Here is a 23258-nt window from a genome sequence, read left to right as displayed (position 1 = left end):
CCCAATGGTGCGAAGCGGGCAGGGCTTGAGTTTGCCGCCGGCTGCGTCCAACACTGCCCCTAACCCCGGCAGGAGAGCATCATGGCGCGCCAGCGCATCGGATTCGTGGCAAGCGGCGCGCCCGTCGCGCAAGAGGCGCTGGCCGCGATGGCCGCCCGCTATGGCCAGTGCCCCCTGCCCGAGGCCGAGGTGATCGTGGCGCTTGGTGGCGATGGCTTCATGCTGCAAACCCTGCACGAGACGCAAAGCCTTGGGCTGCCGGTTTACGGCATGAACCGCGGCACCGTGGGGTTCCTGATGAACGGCTATTGCGAGGACAGGCTGCCCGAACGGCTGGCCGAGGCCGAGGAAGAGATCCTGAACCCGCTGGCCATGACCGCGGTCAGCGAGACCGGCGAGGTGTTTCACCGGCTGGCCATCAACGAGGTCAGCATGCTGCGCGCAGGCCCGCAGGCGGCATGGCTGCGGATTTCGGTCGATGGCAAGGTGCGGATGGAAGAACTGGTCTGCGATGGCGCGCTGGTCTGCACGCCGGCCGGCTCTACCGCCTACAATTACTCGGCCCATGGGCCGATCCTGCCGATCGGGGCCGATGTGTTGGCACTGACCGCGATCGCGCCGTTCCGGCCGCGGCGCTGGCGCGGCGCGCTGTTGCCCAAGACGGCGCTGGTGCGGTTCGACGTGATCGATGCGCGCAAGAGGCCGGTGATGGCGGATGCCGACGGGCGGTCGGTGCGCGATGTCGTCTCGGTCGAGATCCGGTCGGAACCTGCGATCCGCCACCGGCTGCTGTTCGATCCCGGTCACGGGCTGGAAGAACGACTGATCCGCGAACAGTTCGTCTAGCGGAACCGATCCATCAGCTTTTGCAACGGGTTGCGGCTGTCTGTCCCGGGATCTTCGGGCGCAGGTCCGGCCGTTTTCACGCTGCCGGATTCCACCGCTTTCACAGGCTTTGGCTCGGCGGGTTTGCCACCGGAGCGGGGCGGCTGCATCCGCAGCGCGACCGCGTTCTGGAACCTGTCGCCCGAACCCGCGGCCAGTGCCTCGGCGCCGTCGCTGATGCCGCGCATCAGATCGTCCAGCCATTCGGCATCGGCTTTTGCGAAATCCGACAGCACGAAGGCCGCCACCTTGTCCTTGTGCCCCGGATGGCCGATCCCCAGCCGGACCCGGCCATAGGCCTCGCCCACATGGGCGTGGATCGAGCGCAACCCGTTGTGGCCCGCATGCCCCCCGCCCTGCTTCAGCCGGACCCGGCCCGGCGCAAGGTCAAGTTCATCGTGGAACACCACGACATCGGCGGGGGTCAGCTTGTAAAAGCGCATCGCCTCGCCCACCGCCTGACCGGACAGGTTCATGAAGGTGCCGGGCTTCAGCAGCAGCACCTGCTCGGCGCCCAGCCGGCCTTCGGCGGCCTGACCCTGAAACCGCGCCCGCCACGGCGAGAAGCCATGCGCCGCAGCGATGGCATCGACGGCCATGAAGCCGATGTTGTGGCGGTTGCCGGCATAACGCGCGCCGGGATTGCCAAGGCCGACAAACAGCTTCATGCGGGGCTCCGTTTCTGGGGACGGGGGCGTTTTAGGGCCACCCCGGCCCCGCGGCAAGGCTTGGCCGCGCAGGTCAGGCCGGCGCCATCCGCTGCCCGGCGAACAGTCGCCGCACCGGCGGCACAAGAGCGATGCCAAGGATCAGGATCGAGAACAGACACCAGACCGCCGGCGCCTCGTTCGGGTTCCGCGTCAGCGAAAACGCCAGCACCGGCCCGATCAACAGATGGAACAGCGCAAACCGCCACGCGCCGTAAAAGACCGGCAACAGGAACACTGTCAGCATGTAGGGCGGGAAACCGAAATTGCTGCCCATGGCGCGGTCCACCGCCACCATCAGCCCGTTGTAGGGCACCTCCCACGCCAGATGCCAGTTGCCCGACACCGTGCACAGCGCAGCCCCGCACAGCGGCGTGCCCGGCGAGCAAGTCCCCAGCGCCGGCAGCGGCAAAAGCTGCACCACCATCACCAGCGACGACAGCGTGGCAAGGCCCAGCACGATCCGCCGCCCGAAGGCGCCCATGTCCGGGCGCACGATGGCCAGCGCAAAGGCGTTGATCAGGATGGGCTGAAAGGCGATGTGCAACACCGACAGCAGGGTGATCGCCCGGTTCGATGGCGTTCCGCACTGGTCGATGACCAGATAGCCCCCCAGTTGCAACGCCTCCATCAGGGCGAAATAGGCCAGCGTCAGCGGGATCGCCGCCGCTTCCTTGCGCCACCAGGCGACAAGCGCGCCCGCGGTGCCTGCGGCAACCATCGTGGCCGTGACCTCAATCCCCCAGCACATCCCCTGCTCCACCATTGCCAACCCGACCCAGCATGTCCGAGCCCGCCCGCGCTGGCAAATGAAGATGCCAGAAAGCCTGCGTTTTCTGGCCAGTCGCATCACGGAAGGGCCTGGGTCCGGGGCTCTGCGGGCAAGTGCGGCCTCTTGCCTCTGGCGGCGGGGCGCGGAAGATGGCGACCTGCGCCCGAGACCGTCCATCACCAAGGAGATGCCATGACCCCGGCCGAGATCCGCACCGCCCGCGCCGCCAATCACCGCGCCCGCGCCCGCGACTTTACCGACGCCCATGGCATCCCCGAGGCGGCGCTGCTGGCCGCCCATGTCGGACCTGACACCGTGCATGTCGCGGCCGCGCCCGACCGGCTGATCCCGCTGGCCGCGGCCTTGGGCGAGGCGCTGGCGCTGACGCGCAACGATTCGGCGGTGCAGGAACGGCAGGGCCGCTATTGCCCGCATGACCCGGTGACGGTCACCGGCGACGGGATCGAGCTGCACATCCGCCCCGCCCAGTGGGTCCATGCCTTCGCCGTCACCGAGAGAACCGCGAAATCGGTCAAACGCTCAGTCCAGATCTTCGATGCGGCGGGCGATGCGGTGCACAAGATCCACCTGACCGACGACAGCGACGTGGCGGCCTTTGCCGATCTGGTCGCGGCGCTGCGCCTGCCCGATCAACCCGAGGCATTGCCCTTCGTGCCCCGCGCGACGCCGATCCCGGATGCACCGGACCCGGCCCGGACACTGCGGCGGCTGTCGCCTGCCGCCATGACCGAACTGCTGGAACGCGCCGCGGCCGGGGGCGTGTCGCTGGCGATCCGCGTGACCAATCCCGGCTGCGCGCAGGTGTTTCGCGGCACGGTGGCGCGTATCCTGCCGGCGGGCTACTGGATCAATGTGATGGACCCGCGCTTCAACCTGCATCTGCGCACCGACCATCTGGCGACGGTGCTGCTGACGCAAGCCCCCGACGGCCTGACGGTCGACGCCTTCGGCCCGACCGGCGAGGCGATCCTGTCGGTCGGGGCCGGGCCTGACGCATCCGGCTGGGATGCGCTGGCCCGGGGCCTGACGGCCGAAACCACCTGAGACGGTGGAAAAACCCGGCCCCGTGATGGGGCCGGGCCGAAGGGGTTACAGGCTGTCGCCGAAATCGGCGCGGAACTTCGCCACCAGCTTTTCCTGCCAGTCGCCCACCGGGGCCAGCCGGCCGTAGAAGAAGCGCAGGATCTCGGGCTCTTCCACGAAGGTCAGGCCGCCGATCAGTTCGCGGTTCTGATACAGCCAGTCCAGCCGGTCGATGGCGTATTTCACCTGGCTCAGCGTGAACACCCGGCGCGGCATGGCCAGACGCAGCAGCTCCATGTTGGAATAGACTTCCGTGCCGTCGGGGTTGCGCTGTTCGGACAAGGATCCCCTCTCCATCCCGCGGATGCCGCTGGCGATGAACAGAGCCGAGGCCAGCGCGCCGGCCGGATACTGCGATTGCGGCACATGCGGCAGGAAGCGCATCACATCGACATGGCACCCCAAGCCCCCCGCCGGGGTGATGACCGGCACGCCGCGCTTGACCAGTTCATCCACCATATAGGCAATGAACAGCGGACCCTGAGAGATCATGTCCACGTCCATCGTTTCCTCAAGACCCACGGTCAGCGCCTCGATCTCGCGCACCGACATGCCGCCATAGGTCAGGAAGCCTTCGTAAAGCGGCACCAGAACCCGCATCTTGCGGAACAGGTCTTCATTGCGGATGCAGATCGCACCGCCGCGGGCGCAGCCCAGCTTGCGGGCCGAGAAGTAGATCACGTCGCACAGATCCGCGATCTTGCGGGTGATCTCGGGGATCGTCAGGTCGCGGCAGCTTTCCTCGCGCGTCTTGTTGAACCACAGGTTGTCGGCCAGAAGGCTGGCGTCCAGCACCAGCAGAAGGCCGTTCGCGTCACAGACGGCGCGGATCTCTTGCAGGTTCGCAATCGAGATCGGCTGACCGCCGATCAGGTTGGTCCCCGCCTCCATCCGCACGAAGGCGATCTTGTCGGGACCGTGGGTCGCAACCAGCCCTTCCAGCTTGTCGATGTCCATATCGCCCTTGAAGGGGAAGGAACTGGTGACCTCAAGCCCGCGGTCGTAGCAGATTTCCTCGACCGTGCCACCGTTCAGCACGATATGGGCCTTGGTGGTGGTGAAGTGGTAGTTCATCGGGACGATGGTCCCCGGCGTCACCAGAACCTGACTGAGGATGTTTTCACAGGCGCGGCCCTGATGGGTGGGCAGCACCCAATGCATCCCGAACAGATCGCGCAGCTTGGCCTCGAACCGTTCATAGGTAGCCGATCCGGCATAGCTGTCGTCGGCCACCATCATCGCGGCCATCTGCCGGTCGCTCATGGCGTTCACGCCGCTGTCGGTCAGCATGTCCATGAACACGTCGCGGTTCTGAAGCAGGAAGGTGTTGTTGCCCGCTCCTGCCATCGCCTTCTGGCGTTCCTCGATCGGCGGCAGGTTCAGCTTCTGGACCACGCGCACCTTGTGCATCTCAAGCGGAACGGTATCGCCGCCGAAGAACTTCACCGTCATCTCAAATCCCCCCGGGCATCCCGCCCTTACCTTCAGACTCCGGCGGGATTGGACCCGGCACAGCGCCCGCGGGCAACCTTGTCAGGCTGCGGCAGAAGATCACGGCCGCCCACCGCCACTGTCATTGCCACTGTCACGGAACCGTCGCAGGCGGCTGCTAGCAGGCAGCCAAAACGACCTATCGGGGCTTTGCGGAAATGGACGGGACGACGGCATCAGGCGGCATCAAGGAAACGGCAACGGATCGCAGGGCGCAGGCACAGGCGCTTTGGCACCGGCTGGATGCCCTGCGCGAAGGGATCGTGACCAAGTCGGATCACAGGATGGCCGACTGGGCGCCGCGGATCGGGCGGGCCGGGTTTCTGGCCTCGGCCCGGAACCTTGCCGACTGGCTTGCGCTGCGCGAGGCCGATCTTGCGCCGTTGCAGGGGCCGCTGGCGACGCTGGGTCTGTCGACGCTGGGCCGGCTTGACGGCCATGTGCGCCCCACGCTGAATGCGGTGCTGGCGGCGCTGGCCGACATTGCCGGCCAGCCGGCAGCCACGACCGCCCCGGCCGTGACCGACAGCACCTGCCTTTGCGACCGAAGGGACAGCCTGTTCGGTGCGCGGGCCGATGGCCCCTATACCCGGATCATGGTGACGCTGCCGCCCGAAGCCGCGGACGATCCCGATCTGGTCGCGGCCCTTGTGGATGCCGGCGCCGACGCCTTCCGCATCAACTGCGCCCATGACCAGCCGAAGGACTGGGCCGCGATGATCGGCCATATCCGCGCCGCGGGACGGGCGGCGGGGCGTCACATTCCGGTTTCGATGGATCTTGGCGGGCCGAAGGTCCGCATTGCCGATGTGGTGCCCAAGCGCCCGCCGCGGCTGTTCGCAGGCGACAGGTTCGCCTTGGCGGCCCGCACCGGGGCGGGGCCGCGGCGGCTGGCCTGCGCCACGCTGACCCATCCGGCGCTGCTGGACGCGCTGTCGCCGGGGGCCGAGGTCACGTTGGACGATGGCAAGATGCGCGCCGTGGTGACCGAGACCGCGCCCGATCATGCCGTGCTTGAGGCTCGCCACGCCCCCACCAAGGGCCTTCGGCTGAAACCGGGCAAAGGCGTCAACCTGCCCGGCGCCACCCTGCGCGTCGAGGCGCTGACCCCCGAGGATCTGGCGGCGCTGGATCTGGTGGTGCCCCATGCCGATCTGGTGGCGTTCTCGTTCGTGCAGACGGTCGAGGATGTGCGCGCCCTGATCGCGGCGATGCAGGCGCGCGCGGTGCCCGACCGGCCGCTGCCCGCGATCCTGCTGAAGATCGAAACCCCGCTTGGCCTGCGCAACCTGCCCGATCTGGTGATCGAGGCCGGGGGCGTCCTGCCGGTTGGCGTGATGATCGCCCGCGGCGATCTGGGCGTCGAGATCGGCTTCGAGCGGTTGTCCGAGATACAGGAAGAAATCCTGTGGCTGTGCGAGGCGGCACAGGTGCCAGTGGTCTGGGCAACACAAGTGCTTGAGGGCATGGCGAAAGAGGGTCAGGCCAGCCGGGCCGAGGTGACCGATGCCGCCATGAGCCAGCGCGCCGAATGCGTGATGCTGAACAAGGGGCCGCATATCCTGCCGACGGTGCGCTTCCTGCGCGGCATCCTTGGCCGGATGGATCGCCACCACGCCAAGAAATCCGACCGGCTGGGGCCGTTGCACCTGTGGACCGGCGCCGATCAAGAGCCGCGGCCAGACCTGCCCTGACAGCGGCGGCGCACGGGGAATCGACGGACGCCGCCGCGCCTGCGGTGGCAAACAGCGCCTCGCCCTTCAGGTCACGCTGTCCCCTCAGCCACCCCTGCGCCTGCGGTGGAAAACAGCGCCCCTCACCATCATGCGCCACGGCTGCGGGGGCCGCAATTGTGCCAAACCCGCCTGCCATCGCCCGGCCCCGACATGCAAACCGCCACCGTTGCGGGCAGCGGGGTCGGGCCGCGCCGTCCTTCGCCTGCGGCCCGGCCCTGCGGCACTTCCGCCGAGACCTTGAAGAATTCGGCTTTTTGATTGCGATCAAGGACGTTTCGTCGTCCCTTCCGAAAAAGGGACACCTAACGTTCCCCGGAGTGCGCCATGCGATTGACCAAGTTCAGCGACTATGCCCTGCGTGTCCTGCTTTATGCCGCCAGCATCGAGGACGGCCGGCTGGTCACCATCGGCGAGACCGCCTCGGTCTATGGCATCTCGCAGGGGCATCTGAAAAAGGTGGTGATGAACCTGATCCATGCGGGCTTTCTGCAAGGCACCCGCGGGCGCACCGGCGGCTTCCGGCTGGCGCGGCCGGCCAACGAGATCCGTCTGGGCGAGGTTCTGCGCGCGACCGAGACCGACTTTGCGCTGGTGGAATGTTTCCAGCAGGGCAACACCTGCTGCATCTCGCGGCCGTGCCAGTTGCCGCCGATCATCGCGCGGGCGGTCAAGTCGTTCATGGCCACGCTGGACGAATATACCGTCGCCGATGTGATGATGGCGCCGGAACAGTTCGGCGCCGATGGCCGCGTGCCGGTTCTGACCTGACGCCACGCCGCCCGGATCAGCGCCGCGCCGCCCGGATCAGCGCCACCGAATAGATCGCAAGCGCGACCCAGATCATCGGAAAGGCGATGGCCTCGGCCCGGCCGAAGGGCTCTTTGAACAGAAAGACCGCCGTCAGGAAGATCATCGTCGGCGCAAGGTATTGCAGAAAGCCGATGGTCGACAGCCGCAACAGCTTGGCCCCGTTGGCATAAAGCATCAGCGGAACCGCCGTGATCAGCCCCGTGCCCAGCAACAGCGCCTGATCCGACAGACTGCCGTGCAGGAAATGCCCCTCGCCGCGGGCCTCGATCACGCCCAGCACCAACAGCGCCGGCAGAAGCAGGATCAGCACCTCAAGCAAGAAGCCCTGATTGGCGCCAAGCGGCAGCGACTTTTTCAGATAGGCATAGCCGCCCCAGCTGAGGGTCAGGCCAAGCGCCACGATGGGCAGCCGCCCCGCCTCGACCGTCAGCACCACGACCGCCGCCGCCGCCAGTGCAATGGCTGCCAGCTGCATCCGGTTCATGCGCTCGCCCAGCAACAGCGCCCCCAGAAACACGCTGAACAGCGGGTTGATGTAATAGCCAAGCGCGGTGTCCAGCGCCTGCCCGGCACCGATGGCCCAGACATAGATCCCCCAGTTCACCGAGATCAGCGCCGCCGTGATCGAGGCCATCAGCAACAACCGCGGCGAGCGCAGCGCCGCGCGCAACTCCTGCGTCCGCCCCAGCGCCACCAGCACCGCCAGCGCCACCGGCACCGACCAGACAACGCGATGGGCCACCACCTCCCACGGCGGCACATGGGCCAGCGCCTTCATGTAAAGCGGCATGAAGCCCCACAGCAGATAGGCCGACAGCGCGAAAGCCACGCCGCGCAGGCTGTCCTCGTTGCGGGAAAGGGGCAGGTCGGTCATCCTCGGCTCCTCTGGGGTCTGACCGCGATACAGGAGCGACGACGCCCGCGCCAATCCGATCTTGTGCGGCCATCCATTTCCAAACGTGATGGAAACCCGGGCGTGCTACGAAAAGGCAGTTTGAAATCCGGGCAGCGCGCGGCAATCTGTCACGCAGACCAGCCCGGAGCCCGTCGCCATGTGCCAGATTTTTGCCCGTCAGGACCCTGTCGGCTACACCCCCGTCACCCGCCGCCTGCGCCTGAACGGCCAAAGCACCAGCATCCGGCTGGAACGGCTGTTCTGGGACATCCTTGATGACATCGCCCGATCCGAGGGGCTCTCGACCCCCGCCTTCGTGTCGAAACTGCACAGCGAGGTTCTGATCGCCGCGGGCGAGGCCGCCAATTTCACCTCGCTTCTGCGCTGCACCTGCATCATCGAACTGCGCCGCCGCCAGCCGATCGCCTTCGCCGCCGAATGATGTTCCGGTAGTAGACGATTACTACCCGCGGCCGCCGCCCGTCTGCCACCTTTTCCCTGTGGCGCGATGGGAGGCGCGGCCACGGACCCTCGTCTGCCCGCAACCGCGGCCAGAATGCGATCCGTTGCACCTTCCCGAAACGTCGAATGGGTGAGGCTTGCCGCCGGGGGACGCCCCGTCCGCCCGCTTCACCTGCCACGGCGGGCAAAGAACCGGGGCCAATTCCGGCAGACCCGTCAGACCGCGGCCTATCCTGCGTGCCCACGCGCGACGGCCACCGGGCCGCGTCCAAGCGGCCGCCACTGACATGGGAGGAAAGACGGATGACATTGACAAACCGCAGCACGCTGACCCGGCGCGAGCTTCTGGCCCGCAGTCTGGCGGCAGGCGCGACCTTCGCGGTGGGCACGGGCTTTGTGGCCGCACGCGATGCGGCCTGGGCGCTGGAGGTCACGCACCTGAAGCCCGAAACGATGGCGACGCTGATCCAGATGGCGCGCGACATCTACCCCCACGACCGCATCGCCGACGAATTCTACGCCGCCGCCGTGAAGGGCCATGACACCGCCGAAACCGCCCCCACGATCGAGGCCGGCATCGCAAGCCTTGATGCGGCGGCGCGCGGCAAGGGCTTTACCAGCTATCTTGGAACCGGATGGGAACGCGACCGCGTCGACATCCTGCGCGGCATGGAAGCGGGCGAGTTCTTCCAGACCATCCGCGGCGGCCTTGTGACCGGCCTTTACAACCAGAAGGCGGTCTGGCCGCTGTTCGGCTACGAAGGCGAAAGCTTCAGCCACGGCGGCTACATCGCCCGCGGCTTCGATGACATCAACTGGATCTGACGGAGACCACCGATGCCCGCACCCTATGATCTGAACGACGATACGGTGGTCGTCATCATCGGCACCGGCGCCGGCGGCGGCGTTCTGGCCAACGAACTGGCGCAGAAAGGCGTCAGCGTGGTCGCGCTGGAAGCCGGCGGCCGCTATGTGCCTGACGATTACATCAACGACGAATGGGACAGCTTCGGTCAACTGGCCTGGGTCGATCCGCGCACCACTTCGGGCGACTGGCGGGTGGCCAAGGATTTCTCGGGCCTGCCCGCCTGGATCGTGAAGGCGGTGGGGGGCACCTCGATCCACTGGGCCGGCGCCTCGTTGCGGTTTCAGGACCACGAATTCAAGGCGCTGACGACCTATGGACAGGTGCCCGGGGCGAACCTTCTCGACTGGCCGATCGACCTGAAAGAGATGGAGCCTTGGTATGATCTGGCCGAAACCAAGCTGGGCGTGACCCGCACCGGCGACCGCGCGGGCCTGCCCGGCAACAACAACTTCAAGGTGCTGGAAGCGGGCGCCAGGAAGCTGGGCTATGAAAAGGTCCATACCGGGCGGATGGCGATCAACAGCGCCGAATATGACGGCCGCCACCAGTGCATGCAGACCGGCTTCTGTTTCCAGGGCTGCAAATGGGGCGCGAAATGGTCCTCGGCCTATACCGACATCCCGCGGGGCGAAGCGACGGGCCTGCTTGAGGTGCGCGACCATTGCCATGCGCTGAAGATCGACCATGATGCCGGCGGCCGCGCGACCGGCGTGACCTATGTCGACAAGGCCGGCAATCAGGTCACCCAGAAGGCGCGCATCGTCTGTGTGGCCGGCAATTCGATCGAAAGCCCGCGACTGTTGCTGAACTCGGCCTCGGACATGTTTCCGCAGGGGCTGGCGAACTCATCCGGGCAGGTCGGGCGCAATTACATGCGCCATGTCACGGGGTCGGTTTATGGCATCTTCGACAAGCCGGTTCGGATGTGGCGCGGCACCACCATGGCCGGCATCGTCCAGGACGAGGCACACCACGACCCCGCACGCGGCTTTGTCGGCGGATACGAGCTGGAAACCCTCAGCCTTGGCATCCCGTTCATGGCGGCCTTCCTTGATCCCGGCGGCTGGGGGCGCGAGTTCACCACCGCGCTTGACAGCTACGAAAACATGGCCGGGCTGTGGATCGTCGGCGAGGACATGCCGCAGGAAACCAACCGCATCACCCTGAACCATGCGGTGAAGGACCGCTTTGGCCAGCCCGTGCCGGATGTGCATTTCACCGACCACCCGAACGATGTGGCGATGCGCAACCACGCCTACCAACAGGGCAAGGCGATCTACGAGGCGATGGGCGCCACGCGCACCCTGCCGACGCCGCCCTATCCCTCGACCCACAACCTTGGCACCAACCGCATGTCGGACGATCCGCGCCTTGGCGTGGTGAACCGCTGGGGCCGGACCCATGATGTCGAGAACCTGTATATCTCGGACGGCAGCCAGTTCACCACCGGCGCGGCCGAGAATCCGACGCTGACCATCGTGGCGCTGGCGATCCGTCAGGCCGACCATATCGCGGGCGAGATCGCGAAGGGCGCGCTTTGACACAACCCTTGTCCGGGCGGTGGCCTTCCCCCCCGCCGCCCGGACGCCGGTTGACCCTGCCTGCGCAACGGGTCAGCCTGTGTGAGACAAGAGAGAGGGGGGGGGGCGGAAGCCATGATGATCGGCGTTCAGACCACCGTGGCAACCGAGGCCCAGGCCCGCGCAATGGCGCGGGCGGCGCTGGCGCAGAACCTGTGCGCCTGCGCCCAGTTGGAACGGATCGACAGCCTTTACCGCTGGAAGGGCGATCTGTGCGAAGACAATGAGATCCGCCTGCTGTTCAAGACCGTCGAGACCCGTCGCCCCGCGCTTGAGGCGCTGATCCGCGCACATCACCCCTATGAATTGCCGGCGATCTGGTCGGTGCGACTGGACAATGTCAGCCCCCCTTATGCTGACTGGATCGCCGCCCAAACCGCAGACTGACACGGCCACCGCGCGCCCCGGGCGATCCCGTTGCCGGGGCGCGCGGTGGCTGCGTCAGGGGATGCGCGACCGATCAGGCGCCGGGAACCTCGGCGCCGACATAGACCGGATCGCCGTCCCGGATCACCTTCAGCAGCAGCACCCCCCGGCCCTGCGCCTCGCGCAGCGCGGCGGCAAGGTCACGCGGTGTGGCGATGGGACGGCCGCCGGCTTCCGCGATCACATCGCCGGGGCCAAGACGGTCGGCGTTGGGCCCCGACGGGTCGACCGCCGTGATCACCACGCCCGACAGGTTGGGCGGCAGGCCCAGTTGCCGCGCCAGCCGCGGGGCAAGCGGCTCGATATCAACCCCCAGCGGCGCAGCCAGACCGGACGGCGCATCCGACGGCGCGGCGGCCACCCTTTCGGGGGACAGCGCGCCGATGGTGACGGACAGCTTGCGCTCGGCCCCGTCGCGGACAACCGTCAGGGTCGCGCGCTCGCCATCCGGGATCGCCGCAATCAGGCGGGGCAGGCTGCTTCGCCCGGTCACAGGCTTGCCATTCACCGCGCTGATGACATCGCCGCTTGCGATTCCGGCGGCTTCGGCCGGGCTGTCGGGCTGAACCTGCGCCACCAGCGCGCCGTCCTGCCCCGGAAGCCCCAGCGCAAGGGCAATGTCAGGTGTCATCGGCTGGATCGTGACCCCCAGCCAGCCGCGCGCCACCCGGCCCGACTGCTGCAACTGCGCCACCACATCCCGCACCGTATTGGCCGGGATCGAGAACCCGATCCCGACCGAGCCGCCGGTGGGCGAGAAGATCGCCGTGTTCATGCCGACCACCCGCCCGGTGGTGTCGAACAACGGCCCGCCCGAGTTGCCGCGGTTGATCGCCGCGTCGGTCTGGATGTAGTCATCGTAAGGGCCAGAGTTGATGTTGCGCCCCATTGCCGAGACGATCCCCGATGTCACCGTGCCGCCCAGCCCGAAGGGGTTGCCCACCGCCACAACGGCATCGCCCACCCGCAGCGCCTCGCTGTCGCCGAACTCGACAAAGGGCAGATCCTTCGCCCCTTTCAGCCGGATCACCGCGATATCGGTCATCGGGTCAGAGCCGACCAGTTCGGCCTGATATTCGCGCCCGTCCTCAAGTTTCACCCGCATGTCGGTGGCGTTCTCGACGACGTGGTTGTTTGTCACCACCACCCCGTCCTTCGAGATCAGAAAGCCCGACCCAAGGCCATGCATCACCTGCCCGCCCTCGGGCTGTTCAGGCAGGCGGAACTGCGGGTTGACCTCACCGAAGCGGCGCAGGAACTCTTCAAGCGGGTTGCCCGCGCGGCCCGAGGGGGCCTGCGACTGCGCGGTGACCTCGATGAACACCACCGCGGGCGAGACCTGCGCGACAAGGTCGGCATAGCCCTGCATCGGCACCTCGGCCTGCGCAGGCGGAACCGTGACGGCAAGGCCGGCCACGCCGGTGGCCAGAAGCGTGGTGGCAAGCATCGCGGCCTTCAGCGACGACCGCAGCAAGGGCATCGGCATGAACTTCTCCTTCGGATGACGATCGGGAACGACCCTGCGCCAATATGGGGCGGGGCCCGCATCCCGCCGCGGGGTGGCCGGGCGGTCTCGCGCAGTCGTGATCCGCCCGATCCATACGCCAGAGGGCGCAGGCGGCGTCAGATGGCGGGATCGGGATCGGGATCGGGATCGGGATCGGGATCGGGATCGGGAAGAATGATGGGCGGGAAGGGTTCGGTGCAAGCGACCAAATGCCAGCGGGCCGGTGAAAAGGAACCGGCGCATCGGCCTTGCGGCCATGGCTGCCGCCCGATCCGAAGCGGGACGCCTGCGGGTCAGACCCCTTGGGCGTCGGTCTGCCGGACGCACGGCCGCGATGGCCCCGCGTCCGGCAAGCTGCGGATCAGCGCGGCGTGACGGCCGAACCGGCAAGGGCGCAATTGCCCTTGTCCGCCGCTTCCAGCGCAATGCCCTCGGCCGAGGTGACCACGCGGCACAGCATCGGGAAGCTGGCCGAGCCGCTTCCGCTTTTCGGTGCCGCAAGCGTCAGCACATCGCCCGACACCGACCACATGCCCGACACCTGCGTGCCAAGATCGGTGTTGCGCATGACGAACCGGCCGCCCTTGCCAAAGTCCACCTCGAGCGCACCGATGCTGTAGGCGCCCACGCCCAGACCCGTGACGGTGGCTTCGGGCTCGGCCGGGGTCTCGGAGGCAGCGGCATCCTGGGCTTCGGGTTCGGCGGGGGCTTCGTCAGCTTCGGCCGGGGCCTCGGCCGCGGGTTCTTCGGGGGCCGCAGTCTCGGGGGCCGCGGTTTCAGGCGCCTCGGGCTCGGTCGGCTCGGCCTCGGTCGGTTCGGTGGCCTCGGCGTCGGGGGTTTCGGCGTCGGGGGTCTCGGCGGGCAGGGCCTCGTCGGCCTCGGGGATCGCCGGGCCTTCGGCCGGCGCCGTCAGCTGATAGGCCCCCAGCTTGCGTTCCAGATCGACCAGTTCGCTGCTGCGCGCGGCCAGAACCTGCGACAGAAGCTCGACCATACCTTGCAGGTCGTTGCGCTGGCGGGCCGCCGACTGCGCGGCCGCCACCAGTTGCCCGCTTTCGACGCGCAGCGACTCCATCCGGCGGTCGAGATCCTCGGCCTGCGCGGACAGGTTGGTGACCGTGGCGCGCAATTCATCTTCGCGGGCAATCAGATCCTTCAGACGGCTGTCAGCGGCCTCGAAGGCGGCGATCGCCTCGGCGGCGCCGGTCTCGGCCGCGGTGCGGCGGGTGTCGAACCCTGCGATCTCCTCGCGCATGGGCGCAAGTTCCGCGGCCAGCCGTTCATGGTCAAGCTGGACCGTCGCCAGTTCCGATTTCGCCGCCTCGGCCTGCGCCAGCAGGGCGGCCAGTGCGGTCTCGGCTTCGCTGGTTTGCGAGGCAAGCCCGGCAACCTTGCCTTCAAGCGCCGTGACCTCGCCGGTCAGTTCGGCCTGATGCGCAAGCTCGGCCAGCGCCACGTTGCGTTCGTTATACATATAGGCGCCAAATCCCGCGCCGCCTGCCGCCACAACCGCCAGAGTGGCGGGCAGGATGATCGTCAGTCCCATGCGGTCGCGCATGATACCCCCTTATACCGTTTCCGGCACGACGGCCTGCCCACCAAGGGCAAACCGCCGGCTTGGCCGCACGTTACTTGAAGCGGCCGCCCCGCTCCAACACTTCAATCTGGTATCCGTCGGGGTCCGCGATGAAAAAGAACCGGGCGATCACGCTGCCGGCGGGCGCAAAATCCACGATTTTCCGTGGGTTGAGGCCCGCTTCGGTCAGGCGGGCATGTTCGGCTGCGACATCGGCGACAGAGACCGCCAGATGGCCATAGCCGTCGCCAAGGGCATAGGGTTCGGTCCGGCCCTTGTTGACCGTCAGTTCCAGTTCGAAGTCGCTTTCCGGGTTTGACAGATAGATCAGGGTGAAACTGTCGAAATCCAGCCGGTCCGCGACCTGAAGGCCAAAGGCATCGCGGTAGAAGGCAAGCGAGCGCGCCTCGTCAAGCACGCGGATCATGCTGTGAATGGTCTTGGCCATGGAATCCTCCGGGTTCTGCGCCCGCACCTTGGCAAAGTGCCGCTGGCGGGGGGTGGTATCGGGCTACTACCCCCCCCGCCAAGGCCACAGATCAGGCCGCGGGCGCGCCGATGCCCGCCGCGCGGCGCCGCGCCACCCGCGCCCGGATCGCCGCCACATCCGTCACCGGGGTCGCGGCGAACAGCGTGCGGGTATAGTCATGCTGCGGCGCATCGAACACCGCGTCGCGGCTGCCGTATTCGACCACTTCGCCCTTCCACATCACCATCACCTCGTCGGCGATATAGCGCACCACCGACAGGTCGTGACTGATGAAGACATAGGTCAGATCGAATTCTTCCTGAAGATCGGCCAGCAGGTTCAGCACCTGCGCCTGCACCGACAGATCCAGCGCCGAGACGGGTTCATCCAGCACCAGAAGCCGCGGGTTCACCATCAGCGCCCGCGCGATCGCCAGACGCTGACGCTGCCCACCCGAGAACATATGCGGATAGCGTTGGAAATGTTCGGGCGCCAACCCGACCTTCACCAGCATCGCCATGGCCTTGTCGCGCCGCTGTTCGGCCGTGTCCTTGGTGTTCAGGATCAGCGGCTCCATCAACATGTCGCCCACCTTCTGGCGCGGATTGAGCGAGCCATAGGGGTTCTGGAACACGATCTGCACCTTGCGGCGCAGGCCCGGCGGCAGACCCTGCCGAGCGATGTCGATCCGTTCGCCGTCGATCAGCAGATCGCCCGCGGTGGCCGGGTCGATCAGGGTGATGATGCGCGCCAGCGTGGACTTGCCACAGCCGCTTTCGCCCACCACCGCCAGCGTGCGGCCCTGCTCGACCGAGAAAGAGATCCCCTTCAGCGCCCGGACCGGCTGCGCGCGGCGGAACAGCCCGCCCGCGCCCGCATAGTCGCGCACGATGTTGCGCGCTTCAAGAACCGGGGCCATCACGCGCCCTCCGCCAAGGCCTGAGTGTCGATGAAATCCGACACCGTGGGCAGCCGGTCGCCGGTTGCCAGTTCCGGCAGCGCCGACAGCAGCGCCCGGGTGTAGGGATGCGAGGGGGACTCGAATATGTCCAGCACGCCGGCCTCTTCCATCTTGCGGCCTTTATACATCACCACGACGCGGTCGGCGGTTTCGGCCACCACGCCCATGTCATGGGTGATCATGATCATGCCCATCCCGGTGTCTTCCTGAAGCGTCATCAGCAGATCAAGGATCTGCTTCTGGATCGTCACATCCAGCGCGGTCGTAGGCTCGTCCGCGATCAACAGCTTGGGCTTGCAGGCGATGGCCATGGCGATCATCACCCGCTGACACTGGCCGCCCGACATCTGATGCGGATAGCTGGCAAGCCGGCCTTCCGGGTCTGGGATGCCCACGGCACGGAACAGCTCGATCGCGCGGGCGCGGCGGGCGCGGGCGCCCATGTTCAGATGGGCACGCAGAACCTCTTCGATCTGGTAGCCCACGGTGAAACAGGGGTTCAAGGACGCGATGGGTTCCTGAAAGATCATCGAGATGTCGCGGCCGATGATCTCGCGCCGCTGGGCATCGGGCATGGTCAGCAGGTCGCGGCCGTCAAAGCGCATCACATCGGCCTGAATGATCGCGGTTTTCGGCAGAAGGCCCATGGCCGCCAGCATCGCCACCGACTTGCCAGAGCCGCTTTCGCCCACCACGGCCAGCACCTCGCGCGGGTGCACGTCAAGGTCGATGCCCTTCACGGCATGAAAGCGCCCGGTCGAGGTTTCGAACCCGACCGAGAGGTTGCGGATTTCCAGAAGCGCCATGATCTCAGCTCCGCTTCAGCTTGGGGTCAAGCGCGTCGCGCAGGCCGTCGCCCACAAGGTTGATCGCCAGCACCGTGACAAGGATCGCAAGGCCCGGGAACGTCACCACCCACCACGCCCGCAGGATGAATTCGCGCGCTTCGGCCAGCATGGTTCCCCATTCGGGAATGGGCGGCTGCGCCCCCATGCCCAGAAAGCCAAGCGCCGCCGCATCCAGCACCGCATTGGAAAACGACAGCGTGCCCTGCACGATCAGCGGCGCAAGGCAGTTCGGCAGGATGGTGCGGAACATCAGCCGCAGTCGTCCCGCCCCGGCGACGCGGGCCGCCATGACATATTCGCGGTTCTTCTCGGCCATCACCGCGGCGCGGGTCAGGCGCGCGAAGTGGGGTTGCAGCACGATGGCAATGGCGATCATCGCGTTCGTCAGGCCGGGGCCAAGGATCGCCACCATCACCAGCGCCAGAAGCAGCGACGGGAAGGCAAGGATCACGTCCATCACCCGCATGATGACCGCATCGACCCAGCCACCGAAAAAGCCCGCGACAAGGCCAAGGATGATGCCGCCGGTCAGCGCGATCGACACCACGACGCAGCCGATGAACAGCGACTGCCGCGCCCCGAAGATCAGCCGCGAAAGGATGTCGCGCCCGACCGCATCGGTGCCCAGCAGAAAGGTCGTGCTGCCGCCCTCTTGCCAGAACGGCGGCACCAGCAGGGCGGCGCGGTTCTGCAAGGTCGGGCTGTGCGGTGCGATCAGCGGCGCAAAGATCGCCAGCAGCACCAGCAGAAGGAACACGCCAAGGCCGATCACCGCGCCGCGGTTTTCCGAGAAATAGAACCAGAACTCGCGCAGGATGCGGCGGCGTTCCGATGGGATGGGGGTTGCTGCGGTCATGGAACCCTCAGGAATGGCGGATGCGGGGGTTGATGACCCCGTAAAGCAGATCGACGATCAGGTTCACCATCATCACGACACCTGCCATCAGCAGCAGGCCGCCCTGAACCGACGGATAGTCCCGGCGCGAGATGGAATCGATCATCCACTTGCCGATGCCCGGCCAGGAAAAGATGGTCTCGGTCAGGATCGCGCCGGCCATCACCACGCCGACCTGAAGGCCGATGGTGGTGACGACCGGGATCAGCGCATTCCGTAGCGCGTGGATGCTGACAACGCGGAACGGGCTTAGCCCCTTGGCGCGGGCGGTCCGGACGTAATCCTCGCCCAGCACCTCAAGCATGGCCGACCGCGACTGCCGCGCGATCACCGCCATCGGGATCGTGGCCAGCACCACCGAGGGCAGGATCAGGTGCCGCACCGCCGAGGTGAACGCCCCCGACTGCCCCGACACCAGCGCGTCATACAGCATGAAGCCGGTGCCGTTTGGGAAGAAATACAGCAGATCGATCCGGCCCGAAACCGGCGTCCATTTCAGGATGCCCGAGAACAGGATGATCAGCAAAAGCCCCCACCAGAAGATCGGCATCGAATAGCCCACCAGCGCGGTGCCCATCGAGATCTGATCGAACCAGCTGCCGCGCTTGATCGCGGCAAACACGCCCAGGGGGATGCCGATCAGCGTGGCCAGCGTCACCGCAACCAGACCAAGCTCGATCGTGGCAGGGAACAGGGTCAGGAATTCGGTCAGCACCGGCTTTTTCGTGGTGATCGACAGGCCGAAATCGCCCTGAAACAGGTTGCCCACGAATTCAAGGTATTGAACCCAGATCGGCCGGTCAAAGCCGAGCTGGGCGGAAAGTTCGGCGTGGCGTTCCGGCGTGATGCCGCGTTCGCCCGCAAGCAGCAGCACCGGATCGCCTGGCAGAAGCCGCACGAAGCCGAAGGCCACGATGGTGATGCCGATGAAGGTCGGTATCAGATAGGCAAGCTTGCCGAGAAGGAATCTGATCATCTGCGTCCTGAATGATGAGAGGCGCGCCGGGGGTCTTCCCGGCGCGCCTGCCCCTTAGTGTAGTCGGTTTATTCCGCGATATCGACGCCCGTGAAGTTGTGCGTGCCCAGCGGGTCCATCACATAGCCCGAAACCTTCTTCGACATCGGCATGAACACCGTCGAATGGGCCAGCGTGGCCCAGGGGTTTTCACGCTTGAAGACAAGCTGGGCTTCTTCGTAAAGCCGCGTCCGCTCGGCCGGGTCCGAGGTGACCTTGGCCTTCTGGATCAGGTCGTCGAACTCCTTGTTGCACCACTGGGCGCGGTTCGCGCCGCCGTCGCCGGTGGCCGCACAGCCCAGCAGCACCGCCAGGAAGTTGTCGGGATCGCCGTTGTCGCCGGTCCAGCCCAGGATCACCGCGCCCTGACGGCCCGGCTCGGTCGATTTCTTCAGATACTCGCCCCATTCATAGGACACGATGCTGACATCGACGCCGACCTTCGAGAAATCCTCCTGGATCAGCTCGGCGGTGCGGCGGGCGTTGGGCATGTAGGGGCGCTGCACCGGCATCGCCCAGACTTCCATGCTCAGACCCGACACGCCCGCTTCTTCCAGCAGTTTCTTGGCGCCTTCGGGATCGAAGGGCACATCCTCGACCGCGTCGTTATAGCTCCACATCGTCGGCGGGATCGGGTTCTTGGCCATCTGGCCGGTGCCCTGGAACACGGCGTCGACGATCGCCTGCTTGTTCATCGCCATGTTCAGCGCGCGGCGCACCTCGGGCTTGTCAAAGGGCGCGATGGTGGTGTTGTAGGCCAGATAGGCCACGTTCAGGCCGGGCTGTTCCATCACCTGAAGGTTCGGATCGGCCTTCAGCGCCTCGATGTCGGCAGGCGCCGGATAGGACATGATGTGGCATTCGCCGGCTTGCAGCTTCTGCATCCGCACCGCCGGATCGGTGGTGATGGCAAACACCAGATCGTCGATCTTTTCGCGGCCGGCCCAGTAATCTTCGTGCGCCTGATAGCGGATCACCGCGTCCTTCTGATAGGCCACGAACTTGAACGGGCCGGTGCCCACCGGCACGTTGTTCATGTCGGCCATGCGGCCCTCGGCCTCAAGCTTGTCGGCGTATTCCTTCGACAGGATCGAGGCGAAGCTCATCGCAAGGTTGGCCAGGAACGGCGCTTCCGGGCGGGTCAGCACGAATTTCACCGTCAGGTCGTCGACCTTCCGGATTTCCTTGATGACCGTGGGCATTTCCATGCCCGCATAATATTCATAAGAGATTCCGGGCACATACTGGTGCCACGGATGGGCCGGATCGCCCTGCCGCATGAACGAGAAGATCACGTCGTCGGCGTTCAGATCGCGGGTCGGCGTGAAGAAGGACGTGGTGTGGAACTTGACCCCGGGCCGCAGCTTGAAGGTGTATTCCAGCCCGTCGGCGGCCACCTCATAGCTTTCGGCAAGGCCCGGAACCACGTTGGTCGTGCCGCGGTCGAACTCGACCAGGCGGTTGTAGACCGTCTTGCCCGAGGCATCAAACGTGGTGCCCGCGGTATAGGGCGCCGGATCGAACCCTTCGGGCGACCCTTCCGAGCAATAGACCAGCGTCTTGGCGTTGGCCCCGGCAGCCGCCATCACGGCCAGCGACGAGGCGGCCAGAAGATGCGCAAATTTCATGGGTGAACCTCCATCATGTTGGAAGTGCCGCCTTCTTGCGAATGTGCGGCGCCTCGGGCGGATCAAATGCGGTTGTGATGCCGTTTGCAAGGAAGATTCTCAAAGGTGACGTAGCGGCGACTGGGCGGAAAGGGAACTTTTGTTGACCCTTTTGCCGTGGCGCGACCGGGCGCCGCAGGATAGGCCGGGCAGCGCCCTGCGCGGTCGGCGCATCCCCGCCAGTTCCGTTTGCCCTGCCGCGCGATTCGGTTAGGCTGCACCGAAACCGGCACCAGAAGCGGGAGAGCAGGATGCAGACGACACGACGGGCGGTGATGCTGGGGCTGATGGCGGCGGGGCTTGCGGGCTGCACCGGCGGGGGGGCGGCCTTCCTGCCCGCCGCGTCCGAACCCGCAATGCGCGCGGTGCCGAACCCGGCCTGGGATGCCTGGGTGGCGGGTTTCCGGCCACGCGCCCTGTCGGCCGGCATCGCCCCCGACACGTTCGAGCGCGGCTTTGCCGGCGCGGGGTTCCTGCCCGACGTGATCGACCGCGACCGCAACCAGACCGAGTTCACCCGGACGCTGGAAGACTACCTTGCCATTGCCGCCTCGGCCGAGCGGATCGCGCTGGGGCGTGCGGCGCTGGCCCGCCATGGCGCGGTGCTGGCAGAGATCGAGGCCCGCTATGGCGTTGAATCGCATGTGGTCGCCGCGGTCTGGGGCCTTGAAAGCCGCTATGGCGAACGCCGCGGTTCGGTGCCTGTGGTCTCGGCGCTGTCGACGCTGGCCTTCGAGGGCCGCCGCGGTGCGTTTTTCGAAAGCCAGCTGATCGCGGCGCTGAAGATCGTTCAGAACGGCGATGTGGCGCCCGCCCGGATGACCGGAAGCTGGGCCGGCGCGATGGGGCACACGCAGTTCATCCCGACCTCTTATCTTGCCTATGCGGTGGATTTCCGCGGCGACGGGCGGCGCGACATCTGGTCGGACGATCCGACCGATGCGCTGGCCTCGGCCGCGGCTTATCTGGCGCGGTCGGGCTGGCGGCGGGGTCAGCCCTGGGGGGTCGAGGTGCGGCTGCCCGCGGGCTTCAACGCGGGCCTTGCCGGGCGCGGCACCACGCGCAGCCCCGCCGACTGGGCAGCGATGGGGGTGCGCGACATGGACGGGCGCGCGGTGCCGGACCATGGCCCGGCCTCGATCCTGATCCCGATGGGGTTGGCGGGGCCGGCCTTCATGGTGTTTCGCAACTTCACCGTCATCACCCGTTACAACAATTCCGAGAATTATGTGATCGGCGTCGGCCATCTGTCCGACCGGCTGCGCGGCGGCCCCGCGATCCGTGGCAGCTTTCCCCCCGATGCCCGCGGCCTGACCATGGCCGACCGGCAAGAGATCCAGCGCCGCCTGACCGCCGCGGGTTTTGACACCGGCGGCAGCGACGGGGTGATCGGCGCCAAGACCGAAGCCGCGATTTCGGCATGGCAACAGGCGAACGGGTTGGCGGTAACGGGCCAGCCCTCGGTCGATCTGCTGGCGCAGCTGCGGCGCTAGTCGGCAAGGCCCTCGGGCGGATCGGTGTAGCGGTGCACCCCGCCCAGCCGGTCACGCACCAGCCAGCGGCCGGGGCCGTCGGCGGCGACATGATCGGAGGTGACCGGCACCTTGCCGAAGCCGCCGGGGATATCAAGGACATAGGTCGGAAGGCCCACCCCGGTCAGCCGGAGACGAAGCTCGGCCATCAGCGCGCGGCCCTTGGCCAAGGGGGTGCGGAAATGGCCCGCGCCCTTTGCCAGATCGCAATGGTGCAGGTAATAGGGCTTCACCCGGCAGCGCATCAGGGCGCGGAACAACGACTCCAACGCATCTGCGCTGTCGTTCACGCCGCGCAACAGCACGCTTTGCGACAGCAGCGGGATACCCGCCCCGGCCAGCCGCGCCAGCGCGCCCCGCGCCTCGGCGCCCAGTTCGGCGGCGTGGTTGGCATGGACCACGATCCAGACCGGCACCGGGGCCGCCAGCGCGGCCAGCAACGCGCCATCGACGCGGTGCGGCGCCACCACCGGCACGCGGCTGTGGATGCGGATCTGGTCCAGATGCGCGACCCGCCCCAGCCGCCCCACGATCCCGGCCAGCCGGCGCGGCGACAGCACCAAGGGATCGCCCCCGGTCAGGATCACCTCGCGGATCGCGGGCGTGCGTTCGACATAGGCCAGCGCCGCGTCCAGTTCGGCCTCGGGCAGGGTGCCCTCGGCGCCCACCACCTCGCGGCGGAAGCAGAACCGGCAGTAGACATCGCAAGTGCGGGTGACATGCAGGATCGCCCGGTCGGGGTAGCGATGGGTCAGGCCGGGGGTGGGGCTGTGCGCGGCGTCGCCGATCGGATCGGCCAGCGCCTCGGGGCCGATCTCCAACTCGGCCGGGGTGGGCACGAACTGGCGCAGAACGCCCGGATCGGCGGCGGCGGCGGCCTGCATCGCAGGCGTCAGGCGGATACGGAACCGGCGCTCGACCTCGGCCAGCGCGTCGGACGGCCGGGCAAGACCCGCCGCCACCAGATCGTCCAGCGATTGCAGCGCGCGGTCGGACAAGGCGGGTTCCTTCGGTTGAGGCGGCTTTATCCCCCCGCAGGCGCCGCCGCGCAA

22 protein-coding genes are annotated in these 23258 nt (G+C 67.1%); 9 read left to right on the top strand and 13 right to left on the bottom strand.

Annotated elements, in window-relative coordinates; genetic code table 11:
- Positions 1-81: 81 nt before the first annotated feature.
- Positions 82-846, top strand: coding sequence for an NAD kinase (locus CRO07_RS08140; RefSeq protein WP_097030196.1), 765 nt, complete (start codon positions 82-84; stop codon positions 844-846).
- On the opposite strand, the gene pth is transcribed toward CRO07_RS08140, so the two are convergent.
- Both pth and CRO07_RS08130 read right to left on the bottom strand, forming a co-directional pair.
- Complete coding sequence (gene pth, locus CRO07_RS08135) at positions 843-1553, bottom strand: aminoacyl-tRNA hydrolase (protein WP_097030195.1); 711 nt, start codon at positions 1551-1553, stop codon at positions 843-845. The genes CRO07_RS08140 and pth overlap by 4 nt on opposite strands.
- 73 nt (positions 1554-1626) lie before the next feature.
- Positions 1627-2343 carry a DUF5765 domain-containing protein gene (locus CRO07_RS08130; protein ID WP_097030194.1) on the bottom strand — a complete coding sequence of 239 codons (717 nt, stop codon included), beginning with the start codon at positions 2341-2343 and terminating at the stop codon, positions 1627-1629.
- A gap of 213 nt (positions 2344-2556) precedes the next feature.
- Between CRO07_RS08130 and CRO07_RS08125 the strand changes: the two genes are divergently transcribed.
- The gene (locus tag CRO07_RS08125) at positions 2557-3429 is read left to right on the top strand and encodes a ChuX/HutX family heme-like substrate-binding protein (protein WP_097030193.1); all 873 of its coding nucleotides are present in this window, start codon (positions 2557-2559) and stop codon (positions 3427-3429) included.
- Positions 3430-3474: 45 nt separating this feature from the next.
- Here the strand turns inward: CRO07_RS08125 and CRO07_RS08120 are convergent, their stop codons facing one another.
- Positions 3475-4920, bottom strand: a complete 1446-nt coding sequence (locus tag CRO07_RS08120) for a tryptophanase (RefSeq protein WP_097030192.1) — start codon at positions 4918-4920, stop codon at positions 3475-3477.
- Between the two features lie 197 nt (positions 4921-5117).
- Here CRO07_RS08120 and CRO07_RS08115 point away from each other — a divergent pair, with 197 nt between their 5' ends.
- On the top strand, positions 5118-6653 hold the full coding sequence (locus CRO07_RS08115; RefSeq protein ID WP_097030191.1) for a pyruvate kinase: 1536 nt from the start codon (positions 5118-5120) through the stop codon (positions 6651-6653).
- Between the two features lie 366 nt (positions 6654-7019).
- Positions 7020-7463 (top strand): RrF2 family transcriptional regulator, encoded by a 444-nt coding sequence (locus CRO07_RS08110; protein WP_097030190.1) that lies wholly within the window; start codon positions 7020-7022, stop codon positions 7461-7463.
- Positions 7464-7479: 16 nt separating this feature from the next.
- Here the strand turns inward: CRO07_RS08110 and rarD are convergent, their stop codons facing one another.
- Positions 7480-8379: an EamA family transporter RarD gene (rarD, locus tag CRO07_RS08105; RefSeq protein ID WP_097030189.1), complete on the bottom strand. Its 900-nt coding sequence runs from the start codon at positions 8377-8379 to the stop codon at positions 7480-7482.
- 178 nt (positions 8380-8557) lie between these two features.
- Between rarD and CRO07_RS08100 the strand changes: the two genes are divergently transcribed.
- The 4 genes from CRO07_RS08100 to cutA all read left to right on the top strand — a co-directional run bounded on the left by CRO07_RS08100 (position 8558) and on the right by cutA (position 11697).
- Positions 8558-8842 carry a ribbon-helix-helix domain-containing protein gene (locus CRO07_RS08100; RefSeq protein ID WP_097030188.1) on the top strand — a complete coding sequence of 95 codons (285 nt, stop codon included), beginning with the start codon at positions 8558-8560 and terminating at the stop codon, positions 8840-8842.
- Between the two features lie 323 nt (positions 8843-9165).
- On the top strand, positions 9166-9687 hold the full coding sequence (locus CRO07_RS08095; protein ID WP_097030187.1) for a Twin-arginine translocation pathway signal: 522 nt from the start codon (positions 9166-9168) through the stop codon (positions 9685-9687).
- 12 nt (positions 9688-9699) lie between these two features.
- Positions 9700-11271, top strand: a complete 1572-nt coding sequence (locus CRO07_RS08090; protein ID WP_097030186.1) for a GMC family oxidoreductase — start codon at positions 9700-9702, stop codon at positions 11269-11271.
- A gap of 117 nt (positions 11272-11388) precedes the next feature.
- Complete coding sequence (cutA, locus tag CRO07_RS08085) at positions 11389-11697, top strand: divalent-cation tolerance protein CutA (protein ID WP_176504517.1); 309 nt, start codon at positions 11389-11391, stop codon at positions 11695-11697.
- 73 nt (positions 11698-11770) lie between these two features.
- Here the strand turns inward: cutA and CRO07_RS08080 are convergent, their stop codons facing one another.
- The 8 genes from CRO07_RS08080 to CRO07_RS08045 form a co-directional block, all read right to left on the bottom strand.
- A complete protein-coding gene (locus tag CRO07_RS08080) occupies positions 11771-13222 on the bottom strand; it encodes a DegQ family serine endoprotease (protein WP_097030184.1) in 1452 nt (483 codons plus the stop codon).
- A gap of 382 nt (positions 13223-13604) precedes the next feature.
- A complete protein-coding gene (locus CRO07_RS08075; protein ID WP_235840955.1) occupies positions 13605-14789 on the bottom strand; it encodes a hypothetical protein in 1185 nt (394 codons plus the stop codon).
- Between the two features lie 82 nt (positions 14790-14871).
- Positions 14872-15267 (bottom strand): VOC family protein, encoded by a 396-nt coding sequence (locus CRO07_RS08070; protein ID WP_097030182.1) that lies wholly within the window; start codon positions 15265-15267, stop codon positions 14872-14874.
- Between the two features lie 91 nt (positions 15268-15358).
- On the bottom strand, positions 15359-16207 hold the full coding sequence (locus CRO07_RS08065) for an ATP-binding cassette domain-containing protein (protein WP_097030181.1): 849 nt from the start codon (positions 16205-16207) through the stop codon (positions 15359-15361).
- Positions 16207-17055 (bottom strand): ABC transporter ATP-binding protein, encoded by an 849-nt coding sequence (locus tag CRO07_RS08060; protein ID WP_097030180.1) that lies wholly within the window; start codon positions 17053-17055, stop codon positions 16207-16209. The genes CRO07_RS08065 and CRO07_RS08060 overlap by 1 nt, the downstream gene beginning before the upstream one ends.
- A 4-nt stretch (positions 17056-17059) precedes the next feature.
- Complete coding sequence (locus CRO07_RS08055) at positions 17060-17953, bottom strand: ABC transporter permease subunit (RefSeq protein WP_097030179.1); 894 nt, start codon at positions 17951-17953, stop codon at positions 17060-17062.
- A 7-nt stretch (positions 17954-17960) separates the two neighbouring features.
- Positions 17961-18968, bottom strand: a complete 1008-nt coding sequence (locus tag CRO07_RS08050; RefSeq protein WP_097030178.1) for an ABC transporter permease subunit — start codon at positions 18966-18968, stop codon at positions 17961-17963.
- 68 nt (positions 18969-19036) lie between these two features.
- Positions 19037-20635, bottom strand: a complete 1599-nt coding sequence (locus tag CRO07_RS08045; RefSeq protein WP_097030177.1) for an ABC transporter substrate-binding protein — start codon at positions 20633-20635, stop codon at positions 19037-19039.
- 290 nt (positions 20636-20925) lie between these two features.
- Between CRO07_RS08045 and CRO07_RS08040 the strand changes: the two genes are divergently transcribed.
- On the top strand, positions 20926-22167 hold the full coding sequence (locus CRO07_RS08040) for a lytic murein transglycosylase (RefSeq protein WP_097030176.1): 1242 nt from the start codon (positions 20926-20928) through the stop codon (positions 22165-22167).
- Here CRO07_RS08040 and CRO07_RS08035 read toward each other — a convergent pair.
- Positions 22164-23204 (bottom strand): lysine-2,3-aminomutase-like protein, encoded by a 1041-nt coding sequence (locus CRO07_RS08035; RefSeq protein WP_097030175.1) that lies wholly within the window; start codon positions 23202-23204, stop codon positions 22164-22166. The genes CRO07_RS08040 and CRO07_RS08035 overlap by 4 nt on opposite strands.
- Between the last annotated feature and the right edge of the window lie 54 nt (positions 23205-23258).

It is taken from the genome of Cereibacter ovatus (assembly GCF_900207575.1).
GTDB lineage: Bacteria > Pseudomonadota > Alphaproteobacteria > Rhodobacterales > Rhodobacteraceae > Cereibacter_A > Cereibacter_A ovatus.
This window is presented reverse-complemented; position numbering and strand designations above follow the sequence as displayed.